The 23,095-nt window shown below is 63.3% G+C and carries 29 protein-coding genes; 21 read left to right on the top strand and 8 right to left on the bottom strand.

Annotation, left to right across the window (positions count from 1 at the left end):
- Nucleotides 1-445: 445 nt before the first annotated feature.
- The 3 genes from Q2941_RS29210 (at nucleotide 446) to Q2941_RS29200 (ending at nucleotide 2,084) form a co-directional block, all read left to right on the top strand.
- Nucleotides 446-691: a hypothetical protein gene (locus Q2941_RS29210; RefSeq protein WP_027526950.1), complete on the top strand. Its 246-nt coding sequence runs from the start codon at nucleotides 446-448 to the stop codon at nucleotides 689-691.
- 472 nt (nucleotides 692-1,163) lie between these two features.
- On the top strand, nucleotides 1,164-1,448 hold the full coding sequence (locus Q2941_RS29205; RefSeq protein WP_371260551.1) for a DUF3551 domain-containing protein: 285 nt from the start codon (nucleotides 1,164-1,166) through the stop codon (nucleotides 1,446-1,448).
- A 207-nt stretch (nucleotides 1,449-1,655) separates the two neighbouring features.
- Entirely contained in the window at nucleotides 1,656-2,084 is a 429-nt protein-coding gene (locus tag Q2941_RS29200) for a GFA family protein (protein WP_027526949.1), read from the top strand.
- Nucleotides 2,085-2,615: 531 nt separating this feature from the next.
- Here Q2941_RS29200 and Q2941_RS29195 read toward each other — a convergent pair.
- Both Q2941_RS29195 and Q2941_RS29190 read right to left on the bottom strand, forming a co-directional pair.
- Complete coding sequence (locus tag Q2941_RS29195; protein WP_035664441.1) at nucleotides 2,616-3,704, bottom strand: AI-2E family transporter; 1,089 nt, start codon at nucleotides 3,702-3,704, stop codon at nucleotides 2,616-2,618.
- A gap of 165 nt (nucleotides 3,705-3,869) precedes the next feature.
- Complete coding sequence (locus tag Q2941_RS29190; RefSeq protein ID WP_027526947.1) at nucleotides 3,870-4,253, bottom strand: hypothetical protein; 384 nt, start codon at nucleotides 4,251-4,253, stop codon at nucleotides 3,870-3,872.
- A gap of 178 nt (nucleotides 4,254-4,431) precedes the next feature.
- Here Q2941_RS29190 and Q2941_RS29185 point away from each other — a divergent pair, with 178 nt between their 5' ends.
- The 5 genes from Q2941_RS29185 (at nucleotide 4,432) to Q2941_RS29165 (ending at nucleotide 6,585) form a co-directional block, all read left to right on the top strand.
- The gene (locus Q2941_RS29185; RefSeq protein WP_027526946.1) at nucleotides 4,432-4,656 is read left to right on the top strand and encodes a hypothetical protein; all 225 of its coding nucleotides are present in this window, start codon (nucleotides 4,432-4,434) and stop codon (nucleotides 4,654-4,656) included.
- A 259-nt stretch (nucleotides 4,657-4,915) separates the two neighbouring features.
- Nucleotides 4,916-5,674, top strand: coding sequence for an outer membrane protein (locus Q2941_RS29180; RefSeq protein WP_458194523.1), 759 nt, complete (start codon nucleotides 4,916-4,918; stop codon nucleotides 5,672-5,674).
- Nucleotides 5,675-5,771: 97 nt separating this feature from the next.
- Complete coding sequence (locus Q2941_RS29175) at nucleotides 5,772-5,945, top strand: hypothetical protein (RefSeq protein WP_371260550.1); 174 nt, start codon at nucleotides 5,772-5,774, stop codon at nucleotides 5,943-5,945.
- Nucleotides 5,946-6,041: 96 nt separating this feature from the next.
- The gene (locus tag Q2941_RS29170) at nucleotides 6,042-6,191 is read left to right on the top strand and encodes a hypothetical protein (RefSeq protein WP_458194522.1); all 150 of its coding nucleotides are present in this window, start codon (nucleotides 6,042-6,044) and stop codon (nucleotides 6,189-6,191) included.
- 91 nt (nucleotides 6,192-6,282) lie between these two features.
- Nucleotides 6,283-6,585 carry a hypothetical protein gene (locus Q2941_RS29165; protein ID WP_027526944.1) on the top strand — a complete coding sequence of 101 codons (303 nt, stop codon included), beginning with the start codon at nucleotides 6,283-6,285 and terminating at the stop codon, nucleotides 6,583-6,585.
- Here the strand turns inward: Q2941_RS29165 and Q2941_RS29160 are convergent.
- Together Q2941_RS29160 and Q2941_RS29155 are read right to left on the bottom strand one after the other, a co-directional pair.
- A complete protein-coding gene (locus tag Q2941_RS29160; RefSeq protein ID WP_027526943.1) occupies nucleotides 6,582-6,830 on the bottom strand; it encodes a hypothetical protein in 249 nt (82 codons plus the stop codon). The two genes, Q2941_RS29165 and Q2941_RS29160, sit on opposite strands and share 4 nt — an antisense overlap.
- Nucleotides 6,831-7,337: 507 nt before the next feature.
- Nucleotides 7,338-7,499 carry a hypothetical protein gene (locus Q2941_RS29155; RefSeq protein ID WP_156944730.1) on the bottom strand — a complete coding sequence of 54 codons (162 nt, stop codon included), beginning with the start codon at nucleotides 7,497-7,499 and terminating at the stop codon, nucleotides 7,338-7,340.
- A 194-nt stretch (nucleotides 7,500-7,693) separates the two neighbouring features.
- Between Q2941_RS29155 and Q2941_RS29150 the strand changes: the two genes are divergently transcribed.
- From Q2941_RS29150 to Q2941_RS29130, 5 genes are all read left to right on the top strand, one after another.
- A complete protein-coding gene (locus tag Q2941_RS29150) occupies nucleotides 7,694-8,281 on the top strand; it encodes a formyltransferase family protein (RefSeq protein WP_027526941.1) in 588 nt (195 codons plus the stop codon).
- 188 nt (nucleotides 8,282-8,469) lie between these two features.
- Nucleotides 8,470-8,820 (top strand): hypothetical protein, encoded by a 351-nt coding sequence (locus Q2941_RS29145; protein ID WP_027526940.1) that lies wholly within the window; start codon nucleotides 8,470-8,472, stop codon nucleotides 8,818-8,820.
- On the top strand, nucleotides 8,765-9,310 hold the full coding sequence (locus Q2941_RS29140; RefSeq protein WP_027526939.1) for a hypothetical protein: 546 nt from the start codon (nucleotides 8,765-8,767) through the stop codon (nucleotides 9,308-9,310). The genes Q2941_RS29145 and Q2941_RS29140 overlap by 56 nt, the downstream gene beginning before the upstream one ends.
- A 220-nt stretch (nucleotides 9,311-9,530) precedes the next feature.
- Nucleotides 9,531-10,442: a DMT family transporter gene (locus Q2941_RS29135; RefSeq protein WP_458194521.1), complete on the top strand. Its 912-nt coding sequence runs from the start codon at nucleotides 9,531-9,533 to the stop codon at nucleotides 10,440-10,442.
- Between the two features lie 155 nt (nucleotides 10,443-10,597).
- Nucleotides 10,598-12,028: a caspase family protein gene (locus Q2941_RS29130; RefSeq protein WP_027526938.1), complete on the top strand. Its 1,431-nt coding sequence runs from the start codon at nucleotides 10,598-10,600 to the stop codon at nucleotides 12,026-12,028.
- A gap of 57 nt (nucleotides 12,029-12,085) precedes the next feature.
- Here Q2941_RS29130 and Q2941_RS29125 read toward each other — a convergent pair whose 3' ends face one another.
- Nucleotides 12,086-13,045: a LysR family transcriptional regulator gene (locus Q2941_RS29125; protein ID WP_458194520.1), complete on the bottom strand. Its 960-nt coding sequence runs from the start codon at nucleotides 13,043-13,045 to the stop codon at nucleotides 12,086-12,088.
- 125 nt (nucleotides 13,046-13,170) lie between these two features.
- Between Q2941_RS29125 and solA the strand changes: the two genes are divergently transcribed.
- From solA to Q2941_RS29100, 5 genes are all read left to right on the top strand, one after another.
- A complete protein-coding gene (solA, locus tag Q2941_RS29120) occupies nucleotides 13,171-14,340 on the top strand; it encodes an N-methyl-L-tryptophan oxidase (RefSeq protein WP_254112485.1) in 1,170 nt (389 codons plus the stop codon).
- A 70-nt stretch (nucleotides 14,341-14,410) separates the two neighbouring features.
- Nucleotides 14,411-15,223, top strand: coding sequence for a transporter substrate-binding domain-containing protein (locus Q2941_RS29115; RefSeq protein ID WP_458194519.1), 813 nt, complete (start codon nucleotides 14,411-14,413; stop codon nucleotides 15,221-15,223).
- 98 nt (nucleotides 15,224-15,321) lie between these two features.
- Entirely contained in the window at nucleotides 15,322-16,065 is a 744-nt protein-coding gene (locus tag Q2941_RS29110) for an amino acid ABC transporter permease (protein WP_027526934.1), read from the top strand.
- Nucleotides 16,066-16,127: 62 nt separating this feature from the next.
- Nucleotides 16,128-16,904, top strand: a complete 777-nt coding sequence (locus Q2941_RS29105; RefSeq protein WP_371933147.1) for an amino acid ABC transporter permease — start codon at nucleotides 16,128-16,130, stop codon at nucleotides 16,902-16,904.
- A gap of 11 nt (nucleotides 16,905-16,915) precedes the next feature.
- The gene (locus Q2941_RS29100) at nucleotides 16,916-17,668 is read left to right on the top strand and encodes an amino acid ABC transporter ATP-binding protein (protein WP_027526932.1); all 753 of its coding nucleotides are present in this window, start codon (nucleotides 16,916-16,918) and stop codon (nucleotides 17,666-17,668) included.
- A 47-nt stretch (nucleotides 17,669-17,715) separates the two neighbouring features.
- Here Q2941_RS29100 and Q2941_RS29095 read toward each other — a convergent pair whose 3' ends face one another.
- Nucleotides 17,716-17,955: a BrnA antitoxin family protein gene (locus Q2941_RS29095; protein WP_027526931.1), complete on the bottom strand. Its 240-nt coding sequence runs from the start codon at nucleotides 17,953-17,955 to the stop codon at nucleotides 17,716-17,718.
- Nucleotides 17,956-17,958: 3 nt separating this feature from the next.
- Entirely contained in the window at nucleotides 17,959-18,936 is a 978-nt protein-coding gene (gene cysK / locus Q2941_RS29090) for a cysteine synthase A (RefSeq protein WP_458194518.1), read from the bottom strand.
- A 220-nt stretch (nucleotides 18,937-19,156) separates the two neighbouring features.
- Between cysK and Q2941_RS29085 the strand changes: the two genes are divergently transcribed.
- Nucleotides 19,157-19,372 (top strand): hypothetical protein, encoded by a 216-nt coding sequence (locus Q2941_RS29085; RefSeq protein WP_027526929.1) that lies wholly within the window; start codon nucleotides 19,157-19,159, stop codon nucleotides 19,370-19,372.
- A gap of 105 nt (nucleotides 19,373-19,477) precedes the next feature.
- Here Q2941_RS29085 and tgt read toward each other — a convergent pair whose 3' ends face one another.
- Nucleotides 19,478-20,611 (bottom strand): tRNA guanosine(34) transglycosylase Tgt, encoded by a 1,134-nt coding sequence (tgt, locus tag Q2941_RS29080; RefSeq protein WP_458194517.1) that lies wholly within the window; start codon nucleotides 20,609-20,611, stop codon nucleotides 19,478-19,480.
- Between the two features lie 272 nt (nucleotides 20,612-20,883).
- On the opposite strand from tgt, the gene Q2941_RS29075 reads away from it, so the two are divergent.
- Nucleotides 20,884-21,999, top strand: coding sequence for a patatin-like phospholipase family protein (locus Q2941_RS29075; protein WP_254112493.1), 1,116 nt, complete (start codon nucleotides 20,884-20,886; stop codon nucleotides 21,997-21,999).
- Nucleotides 22,000-22,140: 141 nt separating this feature from the next.
- Nucleotides 22,141-22,881, top strand: a complete 741-nt coding sequence (locus tag Q2941_RS29070) for a TetR/AcrR family transcriptional regulator (protein WP_027526926.1) — start codon at nucleotides 22,141-22,143, stop codon at nucleotides 22,879-22,881.
- The last annotated feature ends 214 nt before the right edge of the window (nucleotides 22,882-23,095 follow it).

The following is a 23,095-nucleotide window of genomic DNA, read 5'->3' as shown; positions in this document are numbered from 1 at the left end:
GGCGCAGCGCGCCGAGCTGATCGCGAAGTGGAAGGCGGCTTATGAAGCGTTCATGGTTCAGCAAAAGCCGTCGGCGCCCATTCACAGCGAAGTTGCGGCCGCCGGCCATGCCGAGGCACGTCCTTGTCGCTGGCTGGCTGGACGCTGGCCTCAATTGGTGCTCGTCGCTCTGGGCTCTGGTGATCGACGGCCTAAGCTTTGGCGAACCAAGCCGCCGAAGCAAACAATCCGTGGTTCGATGCAAAGCTCGCAAGGTCCAAAGACGAGGCCCGAGCGACGGCCTCCGTATGGCCAAGGGGGGCCCGGCCTCAAGGGGTCCGTGCAAGCGTGCATGCAACGTCGATAATGGGGGGCGGCCGCAGTGGCAGTGGGACCGAAGCCGGATTAATGAATGAGCAACGCTGTTGGCATAAAATGAAATCAACTCGCTGCTGGAGACTCGACAATGACCGAGTACGTCATCAGGGAAGTTGGTTCTCGTCAGTGGCTCGTGTTTGCCGATCGACGATGCATCGCTTTTTGTGCCAATGAGAATGAGGCGGTGAAAGCGATGAACGGACACAGTGCGCGCACTCGCCTTGCACGTGATGAGATAACCCCTCAGCCGCTCCAGGAAGCTATCAGTCCTCAGTCGGGAGCGGCTTTCCAAACCCACGGGACGCAGGAGCTCGCTGCCGTTCCGGACGGCTAGGAATCGGTAATCTGCGAGGTGCCTGACGTCGGCGCTTTGACGATGGGATGCGCGCTGTCTGCCGGACTGCACACCGCCCGGTCACCGCCCGATCAGGATCATCTTCGGCGGGGACGGGCGGAGCATATCACCGCGCGGCCGAGGGCAGCACGACGCCCGAATGGCAAGCGGCTATGGAAGCGCTAGTCCGAGTGGCTGAGCGCGGTGGGCCCGACAATGTTCGCGCGTATCGGCATCACGCGTGCCTTGAACCGTGGCCAGCTACCCCCAAATCTCCACCCGAGACGCAAGCCGGCAAAGACGTACAGGCTCGTCAGATGAATAGAATGATCGGCCGCAGGACCATCTACGCCGTGCTGGTGATCGTGGTGCTGTTGATCATCTGGCAGATTCTTGCATCGCTTTGACTGGCCAACCGGTTCATGCTGGCAGGACTCTTCGCGCCCTAACCTCATGTACCACGACAGGAAATATGATCATGCGCACGATGCTAGTCATATTCGCCTTGCTCGCAGCCAGGACCGCTGCAGTCGCAGGCTCCGCTTCCCCGGTTTCATATGATTATCCCTGGTGCGTCTATGGTGGGGAGCTCGGCTATTCCGGCGACTGCTCTTATGAGACGAGAGAGCAATGCCTGGCGTCCGCGTCCGGCCGGTCGAACGTGATATGTAAAGTAAACCGGCGCCTTCTATTCCAGCAGCAGCAGGCCGTCCCGCAGCAGGATGTGCAACAGCCTCGGGCGCCCCGCAGACATTGAAAAAGGATGCCTCCACTCAGGGTATCGTCGAACCGTGGGCCCGCCAGCGCGAACCGGCGGCTCTAGGCCGCTGACGATCTATCGGTGCGTCGGATGAGCCGTCGAGCCCTCACGGCCAGCGTTCGCTTCAGATCGTCTCGGCGTTCTCGCGCGGCCAGACTTGACGCTCCGCCTCACACACAGGTCAACAAGGTAGAGGAGACCCCGATGACCACTGCCCGATGCAGTTGCGGCGCCGTGACGCTGTCGCTTCCAGGACCATCCAGACTCGTCGTTGCCTGCCATTGCATCGATTGCCAGCGGCGAACCGGCGCGCCGTTCGGGGTCGGTGCGTTCTATCCCGCCGAGACCATCGCCGTCTCAGGAGAGCCGAAGGAGTTCACTCGTGCTGCTGCTAGCGGCGGGAAGGTGCATAGCTATTTTTGCACGCTCTGCGGCTCGACGGTTTATTGGAAGTCCAGCAATCTTCCTGCGTTCATTGGCGTTGCCGTCGGCGCGATCGCGGACGCAACTAATCCGGCTCCGGTCAGGTCGGTGTTCGAGCAGTCGAAGCATGCCTGGGTTGAAATCGGTGGCGCTGGCGTTGAGCACTTCCAGCAAAGCAGCGCACCCAAGAAACCGGGCGCATCTGACTGATATAGGCCGTATCGACGAGGCATCCGTTTAGCGCGAAGCGGAAAACGAATGCTCGTTGAAGATGAGATTGGCTGATCGCCAGCAGAAGCACGTTGCTGCAACGCACCCCTGGCTCACCTTCTCCGCGATACCATTTTTTCCCGATGACTGAACGCGAGCCGCCATGTTAGGTTGCGCGCACATCATTCCTCCTAGGTCTGATGTGGCGGGCGGTGGCCTTCGGATTGCCGCTCGCTCGTTACTATAGCCGTTTGCGGCCCCGCCTCCGGACCTTTGTTTTCAAGTCCGCAGGGCGATGTTTTTTTGCTGCATTTCCCTCCGTTCTTCCCACAGACTCGGAGGCGGGTCCTTTTTCACGTCCGTCCCGTTGCCCCACCCGCATCGGCTCCCATGCCGCGTGGAAGACTACCGACAACAGTGCCGGGTGTAGACCATCAGCTTTGACGTTTGCATCTGGTCGGGCGCGCGGGCCTTGAAGGCCGCCAGCTGGGCGGGGAAAATGTGTCGGCGGCCGCTTCTTCGAGAGCAAGATTAGCCGTCCTTCTTCCCCTCACCGGCATCGGCTCGATCCGTCCTGATCCACGCCATCGTCAACTCCCACGCCACCGACAGCACGATCGGCCCGATGAAGAGGCCGACGATGCCGTGGGCGAGCGTGCCGCCGATCACGCCGACGAAGATCACGATGGTCGGCGTGTTGAGCCCGCGCCCCATCACCAGCGGCTTCAACATGGTGTCGATGAAGCCGACGAGGACGAGGAACACGGTCAGCAGCAGCGCCGTGGTGACGTCCTTTGCGGTCCAGATCCAGATGATCACGGGTAGGAGGACGAGGAAGGCGCCGATCTGCACGATCGACAGCAGCAGCACGATGAACGCGAGCAGGCCGGCGCTCGGCACGCTTGCGAGCTTGAAGCCGACACCGGCGAGCAACGCCTGAACGATCGCAACGCCGATCACCCCTTGCGACACGGCGCGAATGGTCGCGCCCGCGAGCTCCAGGAAATGCTCGCTCTGCTCGGGCACGATGCGAAACAAAAAGCCACGACCGGCGGCGACGAGCCGCGGCCCGTGGGGAAACAGGAAGCCGGCGACGAAGACCGAGACGAGAAACTGCAGCGTCCCGACGCTGGCATCGCCGGCGAGCGACAGCAGCGGTCCGGCCAGCGGCTGGAGATACGGCGCCACCTCGCGCAGCACGGCGCGGATGTTGTTGTAGGCCTGCTCCCAGAGCTCGTAGAGCTGCGGGCCGATGATCGGCCAGGACTTGATCTGCTCCGGCGCCGACTGAAGTGCGAGGTCGCCGGTGCCGAGCTGGCGCGCAAGCTCCCTCGCCCCCTCGACCGCACTCAGCCCCAGCCAGGTCGCAGGGCCAATGACGATGCCGAGCGTCATCAAGGTGAGGATGACCGCCGCCGTCCTGGGACGGCCGCCAAGCAGCTTGGCGAGCCAGCTAAAGGCCGGATAGAACGCGACCGCCAGCACGGCGCTCCAGGTCAGGATCGGCACGAAGGGCCGGATGATGAAGAAGGTCCAGATGATCAGGAGCGCGAGCAGGCCGAGCCGGATCAGAAGCTGGACGATGTCCTCTCCCGTCAGGAACTGGCGGAGGGTTTTCACAGGCGCAGCTTCCCTTGCAATATCAACGCGACTTCCGGCGCCATCGACCGCCGCGATTGGCGCGCGGGGCAGGCCTCGCCTTATTGCCAGCCACGGATCGGGCGTCAAGACGACCCGGCTGCACGGCGCCGCTTGGCAAATTTTGGTCGGGCACGGCCCGGCCGATCACTGCGATTGGCTGTGACCTCGGCTGAGCCAGCCCGGCAATGCCGCTTGTCTGAGCCCGGGGCTGGAGACTGGCCGTTGTTCATCGGAGTCGGTAGCGTCACGCTGATGGCCTTCGTCCTCTGGGCCCGTGCCCCAGAGATGAACACGGTCGCGACCGACAATGGCCTCGAACAGCAACACACCGACGCCCTTGATGCATTCGAGCAGAATGATCATCCAGATCAGCGGCACCATCAGCATGCTCAGGGTCAGCTGGCTGATCGGCGTGTCGAGGACCGCGGAGCTTGGCCCAAAGGCGTGGAAGACGGCCAGTATGATAAGCAGCGTCATCGCTGCCTTCCCCGCCTTCCCGACCCGCTCCAGAACCGAATATTGCGCCATGGATCTCCCCACCGAACGTGGGACGCGGGCGCACCGGAAATGGTTCAACCGCCGAACTGCAAATCCGCAAGGCGGATTTGCCTAACCGCCGTTAACCGGATTTACGCCGATCGATTTACCCGGGTGCAAGCGCTCAGAACCTACACTGGACCGGTCACATCAAACACGTCGCGTTGCCATGGCCAATACCATCTGGACGATCGAAGAATTCTCCTGCCCAAGCTGCAGCATGATCTACACTGCGACGAGGGAGGAGCATGAGGCCAGGCACGCCGGCAGCTTCAAGTGCAGTGTCTGCAACGCGTTGGTCCATACCTGGTCCGGCAACCACCATTTCTTCGGCTGGGAGGCCGTCAAGGCGAAACCGCCGGTGTTCGGCCGTAGGTGGGCCGGGGTGCGCTGATAGGCGCGAATTGCCCCATCGCCACTATTCGCACGACAAGCCGCACTGCGCTTCACACTGATGATCTGACGCGCCAGTCCGTTCGGCGACGTAGCTAGCAGTATGTTGATACCACTGATGTGGCCAGGCGGTTACAGCCGCTGAGCGGCCTGCTGGATACGGTGCAACCGGTACCGAGAGGACCTTTTCCACGCGCCGGCGTGACTCCGCTCGCTCGCGCCGGACCGGCGCTGAGGTCAATTTGAAGGACGAAACTTCCATGAAAATCAAAACACTTTCCGGCCTCATCGCCCTTGCCATCTCGACGGCCACATCGGCGATGGCGGCGGACGTGTCGTTGCCCTACAAGGCGGCGCCTGCAGTCCCGACGTTCCCCTGGACCGGATGCTATCTCGGCGGCAATGGCGGCGGCGGTCGCGGCATGAACGAGCAACAGCCTGTTGCCGGCTTCACGTTCAATGCCAACCACGACAGCGGATGGCTGGCCGGCGTGCAGGGCGGCTGCGACTATCAGGTCGGCTCCGTCGTGGTCGGCATCGAAGGCCAGTTCGACTGGGCCGACATGAAGGACACGACGGCATCAATCCCGCCCGGCGGCCCTGTTGGCTTCCTGCTGACGACCAAGCTCGATCGCATGGCCACTGCCACCGCCCGCATCGGCTACGCATTCGATCGTGTGCTGTTCTATGCCAAGGGCGGTGCCGCCTTCGCCCATTTCAACCACACCATGACCCAGACGGATTTCGCGGCGACCTCGGTCGATTTCATCGGTTCGAGGAACGTGGCAGGATTCGTGGTTGGCGGCGGCATTGAGTATGCGCTGCTGCAGAACGTCTCCTTGAAGGCGGAGTATAATTATTTCGACTTCGGCAGAAACGGCTACACGCTGAACTGCATCAACAATTCCGGTTGCGCGAATCTCCCGATGTTCCCGGTCGAGCTCCGCCAGAACATGCAAACCTTCATGCTCGGCGTGAACTGGCGCTTCAACACCGGCCCCGTCGTCGCCAAGTACTGAAGTACTAGCGCCGGGCCCGGCATATCCTCAAGTCTTCCCTGCGACTTGAAGGGGAACCTTGCACGGTCGAGCGGCTTGTCAGGTTGCAATGAGCACCATGGCAAACCTACTCGCGCGCAAGCAGGAGCTCTTAGAGCGGCTCAAGGGCGACCCCGGCCCGCATGAGCGCGATCAAATCGAACGCCTCATCGAGCAGGTCGACACCGCGCTCAATCTGCTTGAAGACAGCGGCCAAGACGACAGCGACCATGACCGCAGCGACGGGCCCTGAAGGTCCCCTGCCCCGTCCTGTTCTCGCGGAACGAAATCCCCAGGCGGCCCGTTGAGACGGCGGGCCGGTATCAGAAGCTTTGCAAAGGGCAAGTGGATGTCGAATGATCCCGACCGACGCAAGCGCCACAGCGAATTCTCGATGGACGACTTCTTCCTGTTCGTCCTGTCGAGCAGCTTCTGCCTGCTGGTCGTCGCAATCAGTCTCTTGATCCGGATGCCGCCCGGGATGCCGCCCGGCTTGTAACGGTTGCGCCAATTCGTGCGACGCCGTTTGCAGTCCGTTCACCCCTGAGCGGTTAGATCGGGTGCCGTTTGCCCCTCCGCCATAGGCCGCCATGCCGGATCTCAACGCCGTACTCGCCAAGCTCAACGACCGTCTGCTCAGGCTCGAGGGCGAGCTGTTCGTGCTGCGCTCGCTGGCGCGGGCGACGCTGACGGCTGGCGACGATCACGCGGTGCGGATGCGCAAGCTGGTCGAAGCGGCGAAGGTCGCGCTCGACGATGAGGCGCTGCGGCCACTGGACAAGCCGACACGGAAATACGTCGAGGCTGCGAGCGCGATGGTCGACGAACTCCTGGTCGAGCCAACCAAGGCGCGGCCGCTGTTCACGGTGATCGACGGCGGCAAGGCGGACTAGAAGGGCAGACTGGGCCGGTCCGCGCGTTCAGCCTCGGCCGGATTGCACGATCTCAGCCGGCTCAGTCCGGCCTCGATGATCGCGATCTCCTCGTCGACCTGACCGATGGGCAGACTGAAATCGTAGCCGGAACGGCTCTTTAGATCGATCGCCAGCCGCTGGCGGTGCATCATCAGTGCGTCGAGGCCACGGCGATTCTTCTGCCTGACATAGGCATCGACGATCTGCTCAATCGCACTCGGCATCCGGTGATTCCAGGAAGGAACAGGCCGCGCCGGATTTGCATACCGGCGGGCCAACTCTTGTGTCGCGGTACGCAATACAAATCCGCGACAGATTCGTCGATACGCCAGGCCGGTTGAGAACCCGTTACTGCCCTGCTCATCCGGCGCTCTTTTGCGCGAGGTCGCGCCCAGGCGATCGGCGCAGTGCGCGACATCGCGATGACGCGGTCATGAAAAGGCCGCTGGCAATATCACCAGCGGCCGGCCGGGTTCGAAAATGGATGCGGGATGAAACGTCTGCCAGCCCCGGGCAAGGCGATCCTAAGAGCAGGCTGGCCGCTCGTTCTGCTCGAAACCGAACACAGGAACCCGGAATCCACGGATCATTCCATGCGTTTCGCATTCGGCAACTGCGGGAAGGCCGAGGGCCTCAGCGCATGGAAGCGCGCGCGCAGCCGGCGACGCAATGACCGAAATGCCAGGATGTGACGACCGGACGCGAGCGCGACCGAAGCGCGCCGACGACGGTCACTTTTCCTGAGCGTGCATCAGGAACGAACCAACCAGGCCGATCAGGCCGCAGGCCAGCAGCACATATTGCAGCACGGCCAGCGCTCGGCTCGGCGCCTCGGTTGCGCTGGTGATTTCATAGATGAGCGCGGCCGACGTAATTCCGCTCATCAGCATCAATCTCGGCCATTTCGACACGGCGATCCCCCGTTCGCGTTGCACGCCCGTTGGACGCAGCGAACGGACGGCCGGTTCGACAGGCCTTGCGTCCCGCGCATTGTTGATAACCGGCGCAAAGGGCTCGCGGGGGGTGACAGGGTCTTATGGCGTGTTATCCGAGGTGACCCAGCTCTCGAGACGGAACCGAGCCCCCCATGCGCATCACATTGATCGGCTCCCGCCATTTTGGCGTGGTCACCCTAAACATGCTCCGGGAGCACAGCGTGGACATCGCGCGGGTCGTGGTCGCCGATGGCGAGGACCGCCTCGCCGCGACCGCCCGGTCGGCCGGCATCGAGGTGGTGGTCCAGGCCAATCCAAAGCTGGTGGCCGCCTCCGAGATCGCTGCGAATACCGACCTGATCATCACCGCACACAGCCACGCCCGCGTCTCCAGGGAGGCACTCGCCGCCTCGAGACTTGGCGGCATCGGCTACCACCCGTCGCTACTGCCGCGTCACCGCGGCAAGGCCGCCGTGGAGTGGACCATCAAGGAGGGTGACCGGATCGCCGGTGGCACGATCTACCACCTCGCCGACCGCATGGATGCCGGCGCGATCGCGGCCCAGGACTGGTGCTTCGTCAAGAAGGGTGAGACCGCGCGCGATCTTTGGGAGCGGGCGCTGGCCCCGCTCGGCCTGAAGTTGCTTGCGGAAGTCATCGACTACATCAAGGTCCACAAGACCCTGCCGGCAAAGCCGCAGGACGAGCAGTTCGCGACGGCTGCGCCGAGCCTGTCGTAGGCGCCTGCCGCAGATTCATCCTTAACGTCGCGAATCGAGCCGATTCCGCCCCCAAAACGGGCTGAGAATGGGCAAATAAACCATTGTTTCCACAGGAACAATTTTCACTTTGGCGATGCAGCAAATTTCTGTCACATTTCCCCCGAATAAGCGTCAGCATCTCAGACATAGGGCAGGGACAGAAATTCATGCGTTTTGATCGCATTGCGTTGATTTTTACCGCCGCGATTGCCACCGGTTCGCTCGCGGCGCCCGCGTTCGCCCAAAATCCCTATGACGGCAACTGGCAGGTCACCATCGTGACCAAGAGCGGCTCCTGCGAGCCGTCCGCAAGCTCCATGCTGACGGTTTCCGACGGCCGGATCACGGCGCCCGGTGCTAACGTTTCCGGCACCATCGGCCGCGAGGGTCTTGTGAAAGTTTCGATCAATGGTGCATATGCCAACGGTCAACTCAGCGGCAACGCCGGATCGGGAAAGTGGAATGGAGCATCAGCAGGCATACCGTGCAGCGGGCGGTGGGAAGCATCGCGCCAATAAGCCAACCGAGGCTCGGGTCATGAACCGGCGGCTGCTCGTTGCGGCCGCCGTTTTGTTTGCGGCCTCAGTCGCAAATTCGCAAAGCAAGGCGCAGTCCGGCCCGTTCTCGGCCCTCGCCGGCAGCTGGAGTGGCGGCGGCACCGTCATGCTCGACGACGGTTCGACCGAACGCATCCGTTGCCGCGCCAAATACGCCCCCGCAGGTCCCGCTATGGAAATGTCGCTGACCTGCGCCAGCGACGCCTACAAATTCAACCTCTCCGCCAGTGTCCGCGCGGAAGGCAATGCCATCACGGGCAGCTGGAGCGAGGCCAGCCGCAACATCAGCGGCGTGATTTCGGGCCGCGGCGGCGGCGCGAACTTCGAGGTCGTCGCCCAGACCGCCGGCTTCAACGCCAGCATCGGGCTGCACACGAGCGGCACCAAGCAGACGGTCACGATGCGGGCCGACAGCCAGTTCCGTGGCGCCAACATCGCGCTGTCGCGCTAGCTTCGATCTGTTTCCGACAAGCGATCCGGCCACCCCGCCGGATCGTTTTTTTATGCCTGGGCGCGACCTTCGTTTCCGCATCGCTCCGGAATGACATCTGGGCATGGCACCCCTGCCGCGCAGCCGTGCATCGCTGCATCCACAGATTTGGCCGTTGCAAACCCGCGCCCGGTCACCGATACCGGCGTGCCCTCTCACATCCCCTCTCCCTTCCGCGCCGATGAGCATCACCCCGTCCAAACCGATGGCTGCGCTGTGGATGGCCGGCTGGCTGTCACTGACGCTGGTCATGGCGGTCGCCGGACGCGAGGCCGCGCGCCAGATGAATGTCTTCCAACTCATGGAAGTGCGCTCGCTGATCGGTTTCGTCCTGCTCTATCCGATCATCTATCGCGCCGGCTGCTTTGCGACGCTCAAGACCGTTCGCCTGCCCCAGCACATCGTGCGCAACCTGATCCACTACGTCTCACAGCTCGGCTGGTTCTTCGCGCTGACGCTGATCCCGATCGGCCAGGTGGTGGCGATCGAGTTCACAATGCCGATCTGGACCGCAATCCTGGCTGCAAGCTTCCTCTCCGAGCGCATGACGCCGTGGAAGATTGCCGCGATCATGCTTGGCCTCGTCGGCGTGATCATCATCGTCCGGCCCGCCACGGGCGAGATCAATCCCGGCCAGCTGATCGCACTCGGCGCCGCCATGGGTTTTGGCGTGTCGATGGTGCTGGTGAAGTCGCTGGCGCGCACCGAGAGCGCGTTATCGATCCTGTTCTGGATGATCGTCGTGCAGGCGGTCGCGGGCTTCTTTCCGGCGCTCTATGTCTGGGCGTGGCCGCCGACCTATCTCTGGGGTTGGGTGATCGTGGTCGCCATCTGCGGCACATTCGCGCATTACTGCCTCGCCAGCGCGATGCGCTACGCAGACGCCACCATCGTCGTGCCGATGGATTTCCTGCGGGTTCCACTGACAGCGACCGCTGGCTGGCTGCTGTATTCGGAACGGCTCGACGCATGGACGGTTTTTGGCGCCACGCTGATCCTGTTCGGCAATCTCCTTAACTTAAAGTCGACTGCACCGGTTCCCGCCCCGCGCGCGGTGAACCAATCCGGCGTCGCCTGCGACCAAGCAAAGTAGCAAAGCGTGATCTGGATCACGCTGAAGGGGCAGCCTCTCGGGGCACACTCGGCTATCGGCAAGGGTTGGGCGCGTGGGTGCTGACGCGCGGCGTTTTCGTGTAAGTTGCGCCCATCTCGTTGCTGCTTCGAATTCGATTCTGTTGGGGATTTCAGATGCGCTACTTCACCATCCTCCTTTCCCTGATCTGCATGGCGTTGTCGGTCAGCGCCGCGAAGGCCGACCGTCGAGTCGCCTTCGTGGTCGGCAACGGCGCCTACAAGAACGTCGCGCAATTGCCGAATCCGCCGATCGACGCCAAGGCGATGGCGGCGACGCTGCGCAACGTCGGCTTCGAGGTGATCGAAGGGTCCAACCTCAGCCGTGACCAGATGACGGAGAAGCTGCTGGACTTCGGCCGCAAGGCGCAGGGCTCTGACGTCGCGGTGTTCTACTACGCCGGCCACGGCATCGCCGTCGGCGGCACCAACTACCTGCTGCCGGTCGATGCCGACATCAAATCGGAAATGGATGTCAAGTTAGGGGCCGCCATCAATATCGACCTGACGCTCGACCAGACCATGGGCGATGCCAAGGTCAAGCTGGTATTCCTGGATGCCTGCCGCGACAATCCGTTCGCTGCCAAGATCAAGTCCAACTCGGCGACCCGCAGCGTCAACGTCCAGACCGGCCTCGCCGAAATGAAGTCGGGCGAAGGCACGCTGATCGCGTTCGCGACCGGCCCCGGACAAACGGCGCTCGACGGCCAGGAAGGCAACAACAGCCCGTTCACCCGCGCGCTGATCGACAACATCACCAAGCCCGGGGTTGAGATCCAGCAGGCGATGACGTCGGTGCGTGCCCAGGTCAACGAGGAGACCCACAAGGGTCAATTACCCTGGGGCCACACCAACCTGATCGGCGCCGTCTATCTCAATCCGTCGCAGCAGGGCCAGCAGGTGGCCAACGCGGCGCCGACCGCGACTGGCGCAGCCCCGGCCGCCGCGAGCGGCAATACGGACGCGGCCAATGTCGAGCTCGAGTACTGGCGCTCGGTGAAGGAATCCAACAAGCCGGAAGAGCTCAACGCCTATCTCTCGGCCTATCCGAACGGCCAGTTCAAGGCGCTGGCGCTGGCGCGGATCGCGGCAATCAAGAGCGGTCCGTCGACGACGACGCGTACCCTCAATGCCGGCGTTGACCCCGCGACCTTCACTGATGAAGCCACGCAGCTCACCGAGGACCAAATCGGGCTCGACAAGGGCTCGCGCCGCGACGTGCAGCACCGCCTCACCGGGCTCGGTTTTGACACCAAGCTCACGGGCGTGTTCACCGACGAGACCCGCTCCGTGATCAAGCGCTGGCAGGCCGCCCGCGGCTATCCGGTGTCGGGCTATCTCAACAAGCTCCAGCACAAGGCCCTGCTGTCCGAGATCGTCGCGACAGCAGCGCCGACCGCCAGTAGCCAGCAGCCTCCTCGTCGCGCCCCCAGCAACACTGCCAGCGCGCCTGCGCCCGTCCAGCGCAGCGGCAGCGGCGATGCCGCCGGCGCAGCCTTCATCGGCGGTGTCATGGGCGGCGTGGTGGGCGGCATGTTGCGGCGGTAAGACGCAAGGCCAGATATCGAACGGAAAAGCCCGGCTCACCGCCGGGCTCTTTCGTGGCTAGTAGTCCTGGGTGAACCAGGGCACGAGAGCCCGGATGCGCGGCATCGCCTGCGTCGTAATGCTCGTTCGCGCCATCTCCGCGATGCGCGGCGCCAGGGACGAAAGATCGCCCTGGCGGGTGACCAGCAGCAGCTCACGAAAAAATCCAGGGCCCGGCAAGGGCAGAGCGCTGACTTGAGCTGCGTGAGCGAGCCCCTGCAGCAGGCACAGCGGCGTGGTGATCGCCACACCCATGCCGGTCGCAACCATCGCGACCAGACTGTCCGAGGTGTCGAACTCGAAGGCCCGTGGCGGGCGAATGCCGAGGCGGCTCAGCTGGCGCTCGACCTGCGCACCGACATAGGAGCGTTCGCTATGCCGGACCAGACGATGCCGGGCGAGGATCTCGCGCAAATCCAGATCGGCAAATCCGGATTCCAGTCCGCGTGGGACCACCAGCAGATACGGCTCGCGGTAGAACGGAAAGCGCTCGACATCATAGAGGTCGTCCATGGCGTCGCATGTGATCGCCGCGTCGATCATGCGACGCACGAGCGCCTCCGCGTGAGAATGAGCAAGACCCGACCATGCAGACAGGCTCAGCGCAATCGACCCCGACATCAGCTCCTTGACGAGGTGCGCGCCGACGGTGCCGGCATAGGAGTCGACAAGGCCGAGCCGGAGATCAACACGCTCGGATTGTTCTGCCGCGGCCCTGAGCGTGCTGAGAAGCACGTCGAGGTCGCGGTTCAGATCGAGGACGCGGTCGGCAAGGATGCGCCCCGCCCGGGTCGGCGTCAGCGGCCTGCGGGTCCGGTTGAAGAAGGCGACACCGACGGCGGCTTCCGCACGCCGGACCGCCTGCGACACGGCCGACTGCGTCATCCCGAATTGGCGGGACGCTTCCAGCATGCTGCCGGAGTCCGCGACAGCGGCGACGATCTGGAGGCTTCGAAGGTCTGGAACGAGTGGGTGCATCGACACGACTTAAGCAAAAGTCATATCAAGATGCAAATTTCCTTCATTACATGAATTATCCTTGTAGAAGAGCCGTATCTGAAAGCAGAATTCAGGCGGTCCTAACAATTAAGCAGTCCCGATCGATGAGCGAGAAAGCGGATATTCTGGTGATCGGCCTCGGTGCCATGGGCAGCGCGGCGCTCTATCAACTGGCCAAGCGAGGCGTGAAGGCGGTCGGCCTCGATCGATTCGCCCCGCCCCACACGATGGGATCCAGCCACGGCGAAACGCGCATCACCCGGCAGGCGGTCGGCGAAGGCCGCGATTACGTGCCCCTGGTGCTGGATACCCACCGAATCTGGCGTGAGCTCGAAGCCGAGATGTCCGCCGAACTATTGAACCCATGCGGCCTCGTCGTCATGGCGCCCGGTGTCGGCGAGACGTCGCACCACGGCAAACCCGATTTCGTCGCACGCTCGATTGGAGCTGCGCGTGACTTCGGGATCGCGCATGAAGTGATCGACGGGCGAGAAGTGGCTCACCGCTTTCCGCAATTCCTGAACCTCGAGGGCAACGAGAAGGCCTATTACGAGCCCGGCGGGGGATATGTTTTTCCGGAGCGCTGCATCAAGGCGCAGTTGACGCGCGCCGAGCAACTCGGCGCAACGATACGCACCGGCGTCGAGGTTCTCTCGATCGTGCAGGGAGGCGCCTCCGTTCGGGTGGAAACGTCCTCAGGCGCCTTCGAGGCGGACCAGGTGGTGGTGTCGGCCGGCGGCTGGAATGTGCACCTGCTCGGCGCGCCGTTCGACCGCGTGCTCACCGTGAAGCGTCAGGTGCTGCATTGGTACGAGCTAGACGACACCAGCGCGTATCGCGCCAACGCCCCCGTCTTCATCTGGATGCATGGCGCGACCGACGTCGATTACCTCTACGGTTTCCCGCCTTTGCCCGGCGACCATCGCCTCAAGGTCGCGACCGAACAGTACGAGACCAGCACGACGGCCGACACCATCGACCGCACCGTCGATCCCAGGGAGTCGGCTGAGATGTACCGGAGGCACGTCGAGGGACGGCTCGCGGGCGCCACGCCGCGCGTCGCACTGGCAGCCGCCTGCTTCTACACGGTGACGCCCGATCGCGGCTTCATCATCGACCGACATCCCGACCAGGACAGGGTCTTCGTCATCTCGGCCTGCTCGGGTCATGGCTTCAAGCACTCGGCAGGGATCGGCAACGTCGCAGCCGCGATGGTGACCGACGGTCGAAGCGCGATCGACCTCAGCCCGTTCTCCGTCTCCCGATTTTCGTGAGATCTGGCACGAACTTTGTACCGCGAAAAACCGACGCGTGTCGTGATTGCAATTCTGGAGGTGTCATCCGATGAAGAAGCTGGTCCGTTCCACGATGGCAAGTGCCACGCTGCTGCTGATGCTCGGCAGCGCTCAGGCAGCTGACGGCGTCGATGCCATCAAGCAGCGCGGCACGTTGAATGTCGGCGTCAAGGCCGACTACAAGCCCTTCGGCTTCCGCGATCCCACCGGCAATGTAGTCGGCATCGAGCCGGATCTTGCCGCGGACATTGCCAAGCGCCTCGGCGTCAAGCTCGAGCTCGTTCCGGTCGCAGCCTCGAACAGGATCGAGTTTCTTCAGCAGGGAAAGGTTGACCTGCTGATCGCAACCATGTCGGACAGGCCGGAACGCCGCCGCGTCGTTCAAGCCATCGAACCACTGTATTATTCGGACTATGTGAACATCCTTCTCAACAAGAAGGCCGGCATCAAGGACTGGGCCGATCTCAAGGGAAAACCCGTCTGCGCCACGTCGGGAGCCTGGTACAACAAGGACGTCGCCAAATCCTACGGCCCCGAAATTGTTGCGTTTGACGGCTCGGAGAAGCCCTTGTTCGCCATGAAGCAGGGCAACTGCATCGGCTATGTCTACGATCAGACTTTCCTGCAAGGCAAACTCCTCGAGGACGAGTGGAAGACGGACTACGATCTCCCGCTCAAAGGCGTTCTCCCATCGCCATGGATGATCGCCGTCGCGCTCGAGAACGCCAGTCTTCAGAAGATGCTCGAAGATGCGACAAAGGACTGGATGAAGACCGGCTTCATCGTGGCGACGGAAAAGAAGTGGGGCATTACACCGACCGAGTATTCGCTCTCGATGCACGAGCAATTCAAGGACAAATGAACGCATGAGACGGAGCGCCAGAACGGTCCTGCGCTCCGAACAGGTCGAACCAATGCACTGATACGAGGCATCGCCTCAACATCTCGGTGTCGCGCAACATGCAGGCAATCGGCGACTGGTTTCAGCGGCTCTACGAGACGACGGGGCTGAATTTCTCCGTGTTCTACGACGCCTATGATTGGGGCCGCTACTTCAGCGGCCTCAAGATGACGCTGCTTCTGAGTGTCACGACCATCCTGCTGAGCCTCATCATCGGTGCGTTTGGCGCCCTGATGCAGGGCAGTCCATCGATGTTGCTGCGGTTGCCCGTCAATGCTTTCGTCGTGGTGTTCCGCAACACGCCCCCGCTGGTCCAGCTCTTCTTTTTCTATTTCGGCCTCGGCACCATGCTTCCGGCCGTCGAGGCGGCGGGCATGCGCGTGCCGCTGCTCAGCAACGTGCAGTGGGCGATCATTTCGCTGTCGCTGTTCGCGGGCGCCTTCAACGTGGAAATCTTCCGCTCGGGCATCGAGGCGGTGCCGAGAACGACGCTGGAAGCCGCAGAGGCGCTCGGATACACGCGCCTCAAGGCCTACATCCATATCGTCCTTCCGCTGGCCATTCGTGTCTGCCTTCCGGCCCTGAACAACAACCTCGTCAACCTGCTCAAGACGACCACCCTCGCCTACGCGATCGCCGTTCCCGAGACGCTGTATGCGGTCAAGCAGATCTGGTCGGAATCGCAGAATGTGTTCGAGATGATGGTCGTCCTGCTGGCGACCTACGGCATCCTTGTCGGGATCCTCGTCTGGCTGATGCATCGCTGGGAGCGAGCGATGCACATCCCCGGATATGCGCGATGACGACCGCCGAGACCGGGCACAGGCTTGCCGTCCTTCGGCCGTATCGTCCCGCACCGGCCCAGATGTCCGTCCGGATCGGCCCGCTGCCCGCAGCGATCCTCTGTTTCTGCGTCATCATGGCCGCATCGACGGCGTGGGCGCAGACCGGACCGGCGATGCTGTCGCCGCTGCAAGTCATCGTGAAGTGGTCGCCGCTGCTGCTGCGCGGGTTCGCCTTCAACATCCTGATCTCCCTGCTGTCCATGCTGCTCGGCACCATCGCCGGGCTTGGCCTGGGTCTCGCCTTGTTGTCGGAGTCCCGGCTGCTCGCCGCCGTCAGTTGGCTCGTCACGCAATTCTTCCGCAACGCGCCCTGGCTGGTGCTGCTGTTCTTCGTGATGTTCCTGGTGCCCTTCCAGGTCACAATGTTCAAGACAACCATCCCCTTGCCGGACTGGATCAAGGCGACAGTCGGCTTCGCCCTGCCGGTCATGGCGAATGTCGCCGAGGTCGTGCGCGGCGCCGTCCGCTCCATTCCGTCGACGCAATGGGAGGCGGCGGAATCGCTCTCCTTCACGCGGCGCCAGACCATGTGGCTGATCATGCTGCCGCAATGCATCAAGCGGATGCTGCCGCCGTGGATGAACATCTATGCCATCGTCGCGATGTCGACGGTGCTGGCATCGATCGTCGGTGTTTCGGAAATGCTCACCCTGACGGCGCAGGTGCATGCCGCCGAAGGCGGCAGGCCGGAGCTGTTCGCACCGCTCTACGGTTTCGCGCTGCTGTGCTTCTTTCTCTACTGTTATCCGATCAACGTCTGGACCGCTCGTCTCGAGCGCCGGTTCCGCGTACGCTGAGGAAGCAGAGCATGGCCACGAGCTGGACTCCGGATCAGCCCATCGTTCAATGCGTCGACGTCAGGAAGTCGTTCGGCGCCCTCGAGGTCCTGAAAGGCATCAGCCTTTCGGTCAGGAAGGGCGAGGTGATCTGCATCATCGGCCCGTCCGGATCGGGGAAATCCACGCTGATCCGCTGCATCAATGCGCTCCAGCCGATCACGTCCGGCAGCATTCAGATCGAGGGCATCGAGGTGTCCGATCCCAGGCTCGACAAGCTGGCGCTGCGCCGCAAGGTCGGGATGGTGTTTCAGCAGTACAACCTCTTCCCGCACAAGACCGCGCTTCAGAACGTGATGATGGCGCCGATCCATGTGCTCGGCCAGAAGCGCGCCGAGGTCGAAGCGCGCGCCCGCGCGCTGCTCGCCAAGGTGCGGCTCGCGGGCAAGGAGGACACCTATCCCGGCGAACTCTCTGGCGGACAGCAGCAGCGCGTGGCCATCGCCCGTTCGCTGGCGATGCGGCCGGACATCATGTTGTTCGACGAAGTGACCGCGGCCCTCGATCCGGAAACGGTCAAGGAGGTCCTGGTGACCATCAGGGAGCTCGCCGAGGATGGGATGACATGCATCCTCGTCACCCACGAAATGAACTTCGCCCGCGAGGTCGCCGATCACGTCTACTTCACCGATCGCGGTGTGATCGTCGAGCACGGGCCGCCGGAAACATTGTTTACGGCGGCCAAGGACGAGCGAACGCAGCGGTTCCTGTCGCAGGTTCTCTGAGTTCGACAGTGGGCTGGCTTTCGGCGCCCCGATCCGGCAGCTGGCGCCTACTTCCCCGCCGCCTTGCGCAGCGCCTCGTTGATGCGGTCCTGCCAGCCGGGGCCGCCTTGCTGAAAAAACTCCAGCACGTCCTGATCGATCCGCAGCGTGACCTGCTCCTTGATGCCAGGCGCGACGTTCTTCTTCGGCGGGGCCTCGGCGACCTTGGCGGTCACCTTCTTGAACGCGGCTTCGGCCTCGGTCCTGGCATCGCCCAGGGTGCGCGGCCGCCTCGGTTGATCCGCCATGTGCTAGATTCCCTCAAACAGAGCCGTGGAAAGATACCGCTCGGAGAAAGACGGCACTATGGCCAGGATGGTCTTTCCCGCAGCTTCCGGCCGCTTGCCAATCTGAAGCGCGGCAGCAATCGCTGCGCCCGAGGAGATGCCGCCGGGGATGCCCTCATGTCGCGCCAATGCACGCGAGGTTTCGATAGCGGTCGTCGAGTTGACCTTCACGATCTCGTCGATCACCGAGCGATCGAGAATGTCGGGAATGAAGCCCGCGCCGATGCCCTGGATCTTGTGGGGGGTGTGCTGACCGCCTGACAGCACCGGGCTCTCCTCCGGCTCGACCGCCACGATCCGCAAGGACGGCTTGCGGGGCTTGAGCACCTGGCCGACGCCCGTGATGGTCCCGCCGGTCCCGACGCCGGCGACGAAGAAATCGATATTACCGCCGGTGTCATTCCAGATCTCCTCCGCGGTCGTGCGGCGGTGCACCTCGGGATTGGCGAGGTTCTTGAACTGTTGCGGCATCACCGAGTTCGGCGTCGTCTTCAACAGTTCCTCGGCGGTTGCGATCGCGCCCTTCATGCCCTGTGCCGCCGGCGTCAGTACGATTTCGGCGCCGAGGAAGGCCAGCATCTTGCGCCGCTCGATCGACATGGATTCCGGCATCACCAGCTTCAGACGATAGCCGCGCGAGGCGGCAACGAAGGCGAGCGCGATACCGGTATTGCCGGAGGTCGGCTCGATCAGCACTGTATCCGGCTTGATGATGCCGGCCTTTTCCATGGCGATGATCATGGCCGCGCCGATGCGGTCCTTCACGCTGGCGGCCGGATTGAAATATTCCAGCTTAGCGAGAATGGTCGCGTTCACCCCTTGCAGGCCCGGCAACCGGCGCAGCCGCACGGTCGGCGTGTCGCCGAAAGCATCGACGATCGAGTCATAAACCCGGCCGCGGCCGGCTGAGTGCACTGCACCCGTGGTGGACGATGCGTCCATGATGAACTCCCTATGACAACAATGTTCGCTTTGTCAGCGATCTTGTTCAGTTAGAGACAGCGTGCGACGACACGCAAGCAACAATGAGATGCATTGCAATTCGCTGCACCGCAAAATCGCTCGAAGATTAAATATCAGAAAACCAACGCATTTGTGTTGCGACCTCGTCAACGAACTCTGCTTATGTTAGACTAACGTCCAACAGCAGGGAGGTCTCACGATGTCAGCAGTTGCTGAAGTCCTGTCGACCGTCGCGCGTAGCCGCGATCCACGTTGCAGCGACTTGCCCACCTGTCCCGTCTGCGCCGACTCCATGGTCGCCGCCGAAGCCTCCGCCTATGTCTCGGACCAATTGATCAGCTATCTCTGGACCTGCGACACCTGTGGCTATGGCTTCGTGACCAAGCATTCGGTCAAACCGTACACTTGCAATTGAGTTCTTTTGTTTGAGCATGATCTCCGCGACAACGCCTTGCGTTTGTCGCGGGGGAGACCGCTCCACACTTTCCGCCAACGTGGCCCTTCGGGTCCGGACCATGCTCTAGCGTGGAGCGATGTCGCCCCTTGCCCAATCTTCGCGCGTACGCTGATAGAATTCTTCGAACTTACCGTGTGCGATCGCGTCCCTGATGCCCTGCATCAGGGACTGATAGTAGGCGATACTGATATCTGACAGCAGCATGGCGCCGAGCGTCTCGCCGGACTTGACGAGATGGTGAAGATAGGCGCGCGCGTAGTTGCGCGCCGACGGCCATGCGCTCTCCTCATCGAGTGGCCGCGGATCGTCGGCGTGGCGCGCGTTGCGCAGGTTCACCTGGCCGAAGCGCGTGAAGGCGACGCCGTGGCGGCCATTGCGCGTCGGCATCACGCAATCGAACATGTCGATGCCGCGCTTCACGGCTTCGAGAAGGTCATCTGGCGTGCCGACGCCCATCAGATAACGCGGCCGTTCCGACGGCAACGCCGGCGCGGTCTCGTCGATCATCGCCAGCATCACATCCTGCGGCTCACCGACCGCGAGCCCGCCGATCGCGTAGCCGTGAAAGCCGATCTCGACCAGCCCCTGCGCGTTCGCATGCCGCAGCGACGGAATGTCGCCGCCCTGCACGATGCCGAACAGCATGTAGCCTTCGGGCGCGCTTTCGAAGGCGCGCTTGCTCCGCTCCGCCCAGCGCAACGACAAGCGCATCGCGCGCTCGATGTCGTCACGCTCGGCCGGCAGCCGCACGCATTCATCCATCTGCATGGCGATGTCGGAGCCGAGATAGCGCTGCACCTCGATCGAACGCTCGGGCGACAATTCGACCTTGGCGCCGTCGATATGCGAGCGGAAGGTGACCGCCTTCTCACTGACCTTGCGCAAATCCGACAGCGACATGACCTGGAAGCCGCCGGAATCCGTCAGCATCGGGCCGTTCCAGCCGGTGAACTTCTGCAAGCCGCCGAGTGCCGCGATGCGTTCCGCGCCCGGACGCAGCATCAAATGGTAGGTGTTGCCGAGCACGATGTCGGCGCCGGCCTCGCGCACCTCGCGCCAATGCATGCCCTTCATGGCGCCCGCGGTGCCGACCGGCATGAAGGCGGGCGTGCGCACCACGCCATGGGGCGTGGTCAGGCGGCCGGTGCGCGCAGTGCCATCGGTTGCGAGCAGTTCGAAATGATTGGGAAGACTCATGGCGCTGCTTATTACGTGCCGGCGGGAGCCAATCAACCGCCCAATGCGCAGGGCCATGCCCCAGGTCCGACACAATAGAGCCCTGCGACGGCCCCAGCCTTCCACTTGTTAAATAAAACGATACCGTATAGTTTTAGCATCAAGGGCTGGATGGGAATGCCGCGGGCGATGACGCCGGCGGCGCGTGCGTGTGTGGTGACTGACGGCGAATGCCTCCCCCTTCATTTTTGACCGGATCGATCCCGTTCAACGGCGGGACCGGCAGAGCGGGCATGCGCCTGCTCCGCCGGGCCTCGCTGCTCTGCGGCCTGGCGCTGGCCGGGTGCACGACCCTGCCGCGGACGCCCTATACGGCGGCCGATGCAAGCAGCTCGCGCGTGCTCGATATTGACGGCCTGCGCCGCTACACCGACGAGCCCATCGGCAAATTCCGCGCCGGCAAGGACGACACCGCAGCGACCACGACCTATCTGGCGCTGTCCGGCGGCGGCGCCGACGGCGCCTATGGCGTCGGCGTGCTGAACGGCTGGAGCGCGGCGGGCACGCGCCCCGCCTTCTCGGTCGTCTCGGGCGTCAGCACCGGCGGGCTCATTGCGCCGTTCGCGTTCCTTGGACCGCAATACGACGACACGCTCAGGGAGCTCTACACCAGCGGTATTGCGGAGAGCCTGCTGAGCGATCCCAGCATCATGCGCGTGCTGTTCGGATCCGGCCTGTTCGGCAACACGCGGCTGCGCGAGCTCGTCGCCCGCTATGTCGGGCCGGAGATTTTGGCCCAGGTCGCGCGCGAGCATGCCAAGGGCCGCAAGCTGCTCGTCGTGACCACCGACCTCGACACCCAGCGCACCGCCGTCTGGGACATGGGAAAAATCGCCGCACTCGGCACGCCCGAGGCGCTCAAGCTGTTTCGCGACGTGATGGCGGCCTCCGCCAGCATTCCACTGGTGTTTCCGCCGATCCTGATCGAGGCCGAGGGCCAGGGCCGACGCTTTCAGGAGATGCATGTCGACGGCGGCGTCACCGCGCCGGTCCTGACGCTGCCGGAAGACCTGCTGTTCCACGGGCGTCTGCCCGGCAACAGCCGGGTGAACATCTACATCCTTGTCAACAAGAAGATCGAGCGCACCTTCGAGCTCGTGCCCAACGGCACGATCGAGGTCGCCTCGCGCAGTCTGTCCTCGATCACCCAGTCGCAGACGCGCTCGGTGATCTTCTCGACCTACGATTTCGCGCGCCGCAATCACCTCGGCTTTCACCTGTCCTATATCGAGCGCGATTATCCGTCGCCGCCCTCGCAAGGGTTCGACACAGCCTATATGCGCGCGCTCTATCAGTATGGGTACGAGAAGGCGGCTGCCGGCCGCGCCTGGAGCTCGACGCTTCCCTAAGGCCGCGGAAGCCCCGGCGGAACGGCGCGTTGCCGAGACGGTTGATGATGCGGCCGATTCGGCCAGATTCGCGGTGACGCCCCTCTTGCTGCGCGTTATAGAGCGATGACGACGATCACGACCGCGCAGGAATCATTGGGCATGGGATTGACTGCGATCAAGACGAGAGCGGCGAAACGGGAAGTCCCGAAATCGCGCGGCGGCCGGCCGACCAAGAGCGCCGCCATCGAGCGCGACCAGCGGCTGATCGAGGTCGCGACGCGCCTGTTCCTCGATCGCGGCTATGACGCGACCTCGCTCGATGCCGTGGCCGAAGCGGCCCGGGTCAGCAAGCCCACAGTGTACGCGCGCTATGGTGACAAGCGCGGTTTGTTTGCCGAGGTCCTGAGGCGCGAGATCGCGCGCTGGCTGGCGCCGCTTGCCGAGGCTGCGGAAGTGCAGCTTACGCGCCCCTCGGACATTTCGGTCGAGCAGCGCCTGGTCGAGGTCGGGCGCGAGATGCTGATGTTCACCTGCGGTCCCGACGCCGTCGCCTTCAGCCGCATGATGACGTCACAAGCCATCAACTTTCCCGACATCGCCAAGCTGGGGAAAGAGGAAGGCTGGATGAAGGCCGTCTCCACGACGGCGCGGTTCTTCGATCATCTGGTCGCGCAAGGAGCGATGGACCTCGAGGATACCGGCATCGCGGCCGAGGTCTTTCTCGACGTGGTCGTCGGCCATACCCACCGGATGGCGACGTTCGGCACGCCGCTTGAGATGAAGACGGCCGAAAAGCGCATGCGCTCGGCAATCCGGCTGTTTTTGGCCGGTGCGCTCGGCCCCCCGGGCCGCGTCCAGGCCGCGTCCAAAGGCGCGGTTCGGCGCCGCCCGTCCCGCTGACAGATTCGTGACCGGTTATCCCCGCCGTGCGGCCAATTGCGCCTTGCTCGAAATAAAACGATACGGTATGGTTTAGTTATAAGCAAGGTTCGGGCTGATGCCTTCCTAGCCCCTGGCAGGCCCGCACCGTTCTTAAGACTTTGATCGCTGCAATATCCTACGCTGTTGCAACGCTCCGCGGCCGGCCAGTTGCCCCCGGCCGGCCGCGCCCTTT

The organism is Bradyrhizobium sp. UFLA05-153 (assembly GCF_054185185.1).
Note: the sequence above shows the minus strand (reverse complement) of the source record. Positions and strands in the feature narration are given on the sequence as shown.

Bases quoted from the DNA above. Each gene is read 5' to 3' on its own strand.
- Q2941_RS29210 (WP_027526950.1), top strand. From the start codon at position 446: ATGACCGAGTACGTCATCAGGGAAGTTGGTTCTCGTCAGTGGCTCGTG.
- Q2941_RS29205 (WP_371260551.1), top strand. From the start codon at position 1,164: ATGATCATGCGCACGATGCTAGTCATATTCGCCTTGCTCGCAGCCAGG.
- Q2941_RS29200 (WP_027526949.1), top strand. From the start codon at position 1,656: ATGACCACTGCCCGATGCAGTTGCGGCGCCGTGACGCTGTCGCTTCCA.
- Q2941_RS29190 (WP_027526947.1), bottom strand. From the start codon at position 4,253: ATGGCGCAATATTCGGTTCTGGAGCGGGTCGGGAAGGCGGGGAAGGCA.
- Q2941_RS29185 (WP_027526946.1), top strand. From the start codon at position 4,432: ATGGCCAATACCATCTGGACGATCGAAGAATTCTCCTGCCCAAGCTGC.
- Q2941_RS29180 (WP_458194523.1), top strand. From the start codon at position 4,916: ATGAAAATCAAAACACTTTCCGGCCTCATCGCCCTTGCCATCTCGACG.
- Q2941_RS29175 (WP_371260550.1), top strand. From the start codon at position 5,772: ATGGCAAACCTACTCGCGCGCAAGCAGGAGCTCTTAGAGCGGCTCAAG.
- Q2941_RS29170 (WP_458194522.1), top strand. From the start codon at position 6,042: ATGTCGAATGATCCCGACCGACGCAAGCGCCACAGCGAATTCTCGATG.
- Q2941_RS29165 (WP_027526944.1), top strand. From the start codon at position 6,283: ATGCCGGATCTCAACGCCGTACTCGCCAAGCTCAACGACCGTCTGCTC.
- Q2941_RS29160 (WP_027526943.1), bottom strand. From the start codon at position 6,830: ATGCCGAGTGCGATTGAGCAGATCGTCGATGCCTATGTCAGGCAGAAG.
- Q2941_RS29150 (WP_027526941.1), top strand. From the start codon at position 7,694: ATGCGCATCACATTGATCGGCTCCCGCCATTTTGGCGTGGTCACCCTA.
- Q2941_RS29145 (WP_027526940.1), top strand. From the start codon at position 8,470: ATGCGTTTTGATCGCATTGCGTTGATTTTTACCGCCGCGATTGCCACC.
- Q2941_RS29140 (WP_027526939.1), top strand. From the start codon at position 8,765: ATGGAGCATCAGCAGGCATACCGTGCAGCGGGCGGTGGGAAGCATCGC.
- Q2941_RS29135 (WP_458194521.1), top strand. From the start codon at position 9,531: ATGAGCATCACCCCGTCCAAACCGATGGCTGCGCTGTGGATGGCCGGC.
- Q2941_RS29130 (WP_027526938.1), top strand. From the start codon at position 10,598: ATGCGCTACTTCACCATCCTCCTTTCCCTGATCTGCATGGCGTTGTCG.
- Q2941_RS29125 (WP_458194520.1), bottom strand. From the start codon at position 13,045: ATGCACCCACTCGTTCCAGACCTTCGAAGCCTCCAGATCGTCGCCGCT.
- solA (WP_254112485.1), top strand. From the start codon at position 13,171: ATGAGCGAGAAAGCGGATATTCTGGTGATCGGCCTCGGTGCCATGGGC.
- Q2941_RS29115 (WP_458194519.1), top strand. From the start codon at position 14,411: ATGAAGAAGCTGGTCCGTTCCACGATGGCAAGTGCCACGCTGCTGCTG.
- Q2941_RS29110 (WP_027526934.1), top strand. From the start codon at position 15,322: ATGCAGGCAATCGGCGACTGGTTTCAGCGGCTCTACGAGACGACGGGG.
- Q2941_RS29105 (WP_371933147.1), top strand. From the start codon at position 16,128: ATGTCCGTCCGGATCGGCCCGCTGCCCGCAGCGATCCTCTGTTTCTGC.
- Q2941_RS29100 (WP_027526932.1), top strand. From the start codon at position 16,916: ATGGCCACGAGCTGGACTCCGGATCAGCCCATCGTTCAATGCGTCGAC.
- Q2941_RS29095 (WP_027526931.1), bottom strand. From the start codon at position 17,955: ATGGCGGATCAACCGAGGCGGCCGCGCACCCTGGGCGATGCCAGGACC.
- cysK (WP_458194518.1), bottom strand. From the start codon at position 18,936: ATGGACGCATCGTCCACCACGGGTGCAGTGCACTCAGCCGGCCGCGGC.
- Q2941_RS29085 (WP_027526929.1), top strand. From the start codon at position 19,157: ATGTCAGCAGTTGCTGAAGTCCTGTCGACCGTCGCGCGTAGCCGCGAT.
- tgt (WP_458194517.1), bottom strand. From the start codon at position 20,611: ATGAGTCTTCCCAATCATTTCGAACTGCTCGCAACCGATGGCACTGCG.
- Q2941_RS29075 (WP_254112493.1), top strand. From the start codon at position 20,884: ATGCGCCTGCTCCGCCGGGCCTCGCTGCTCTGCGGCCTGGCGCTGGCC.
- Q2941_RS29070 (WP_027526926.1), top strand. From the start codon at position 22,141: ATGGGATTGACTGCGATCAAGACGAGAGCGGCGAAACGGGAAGTCCCG.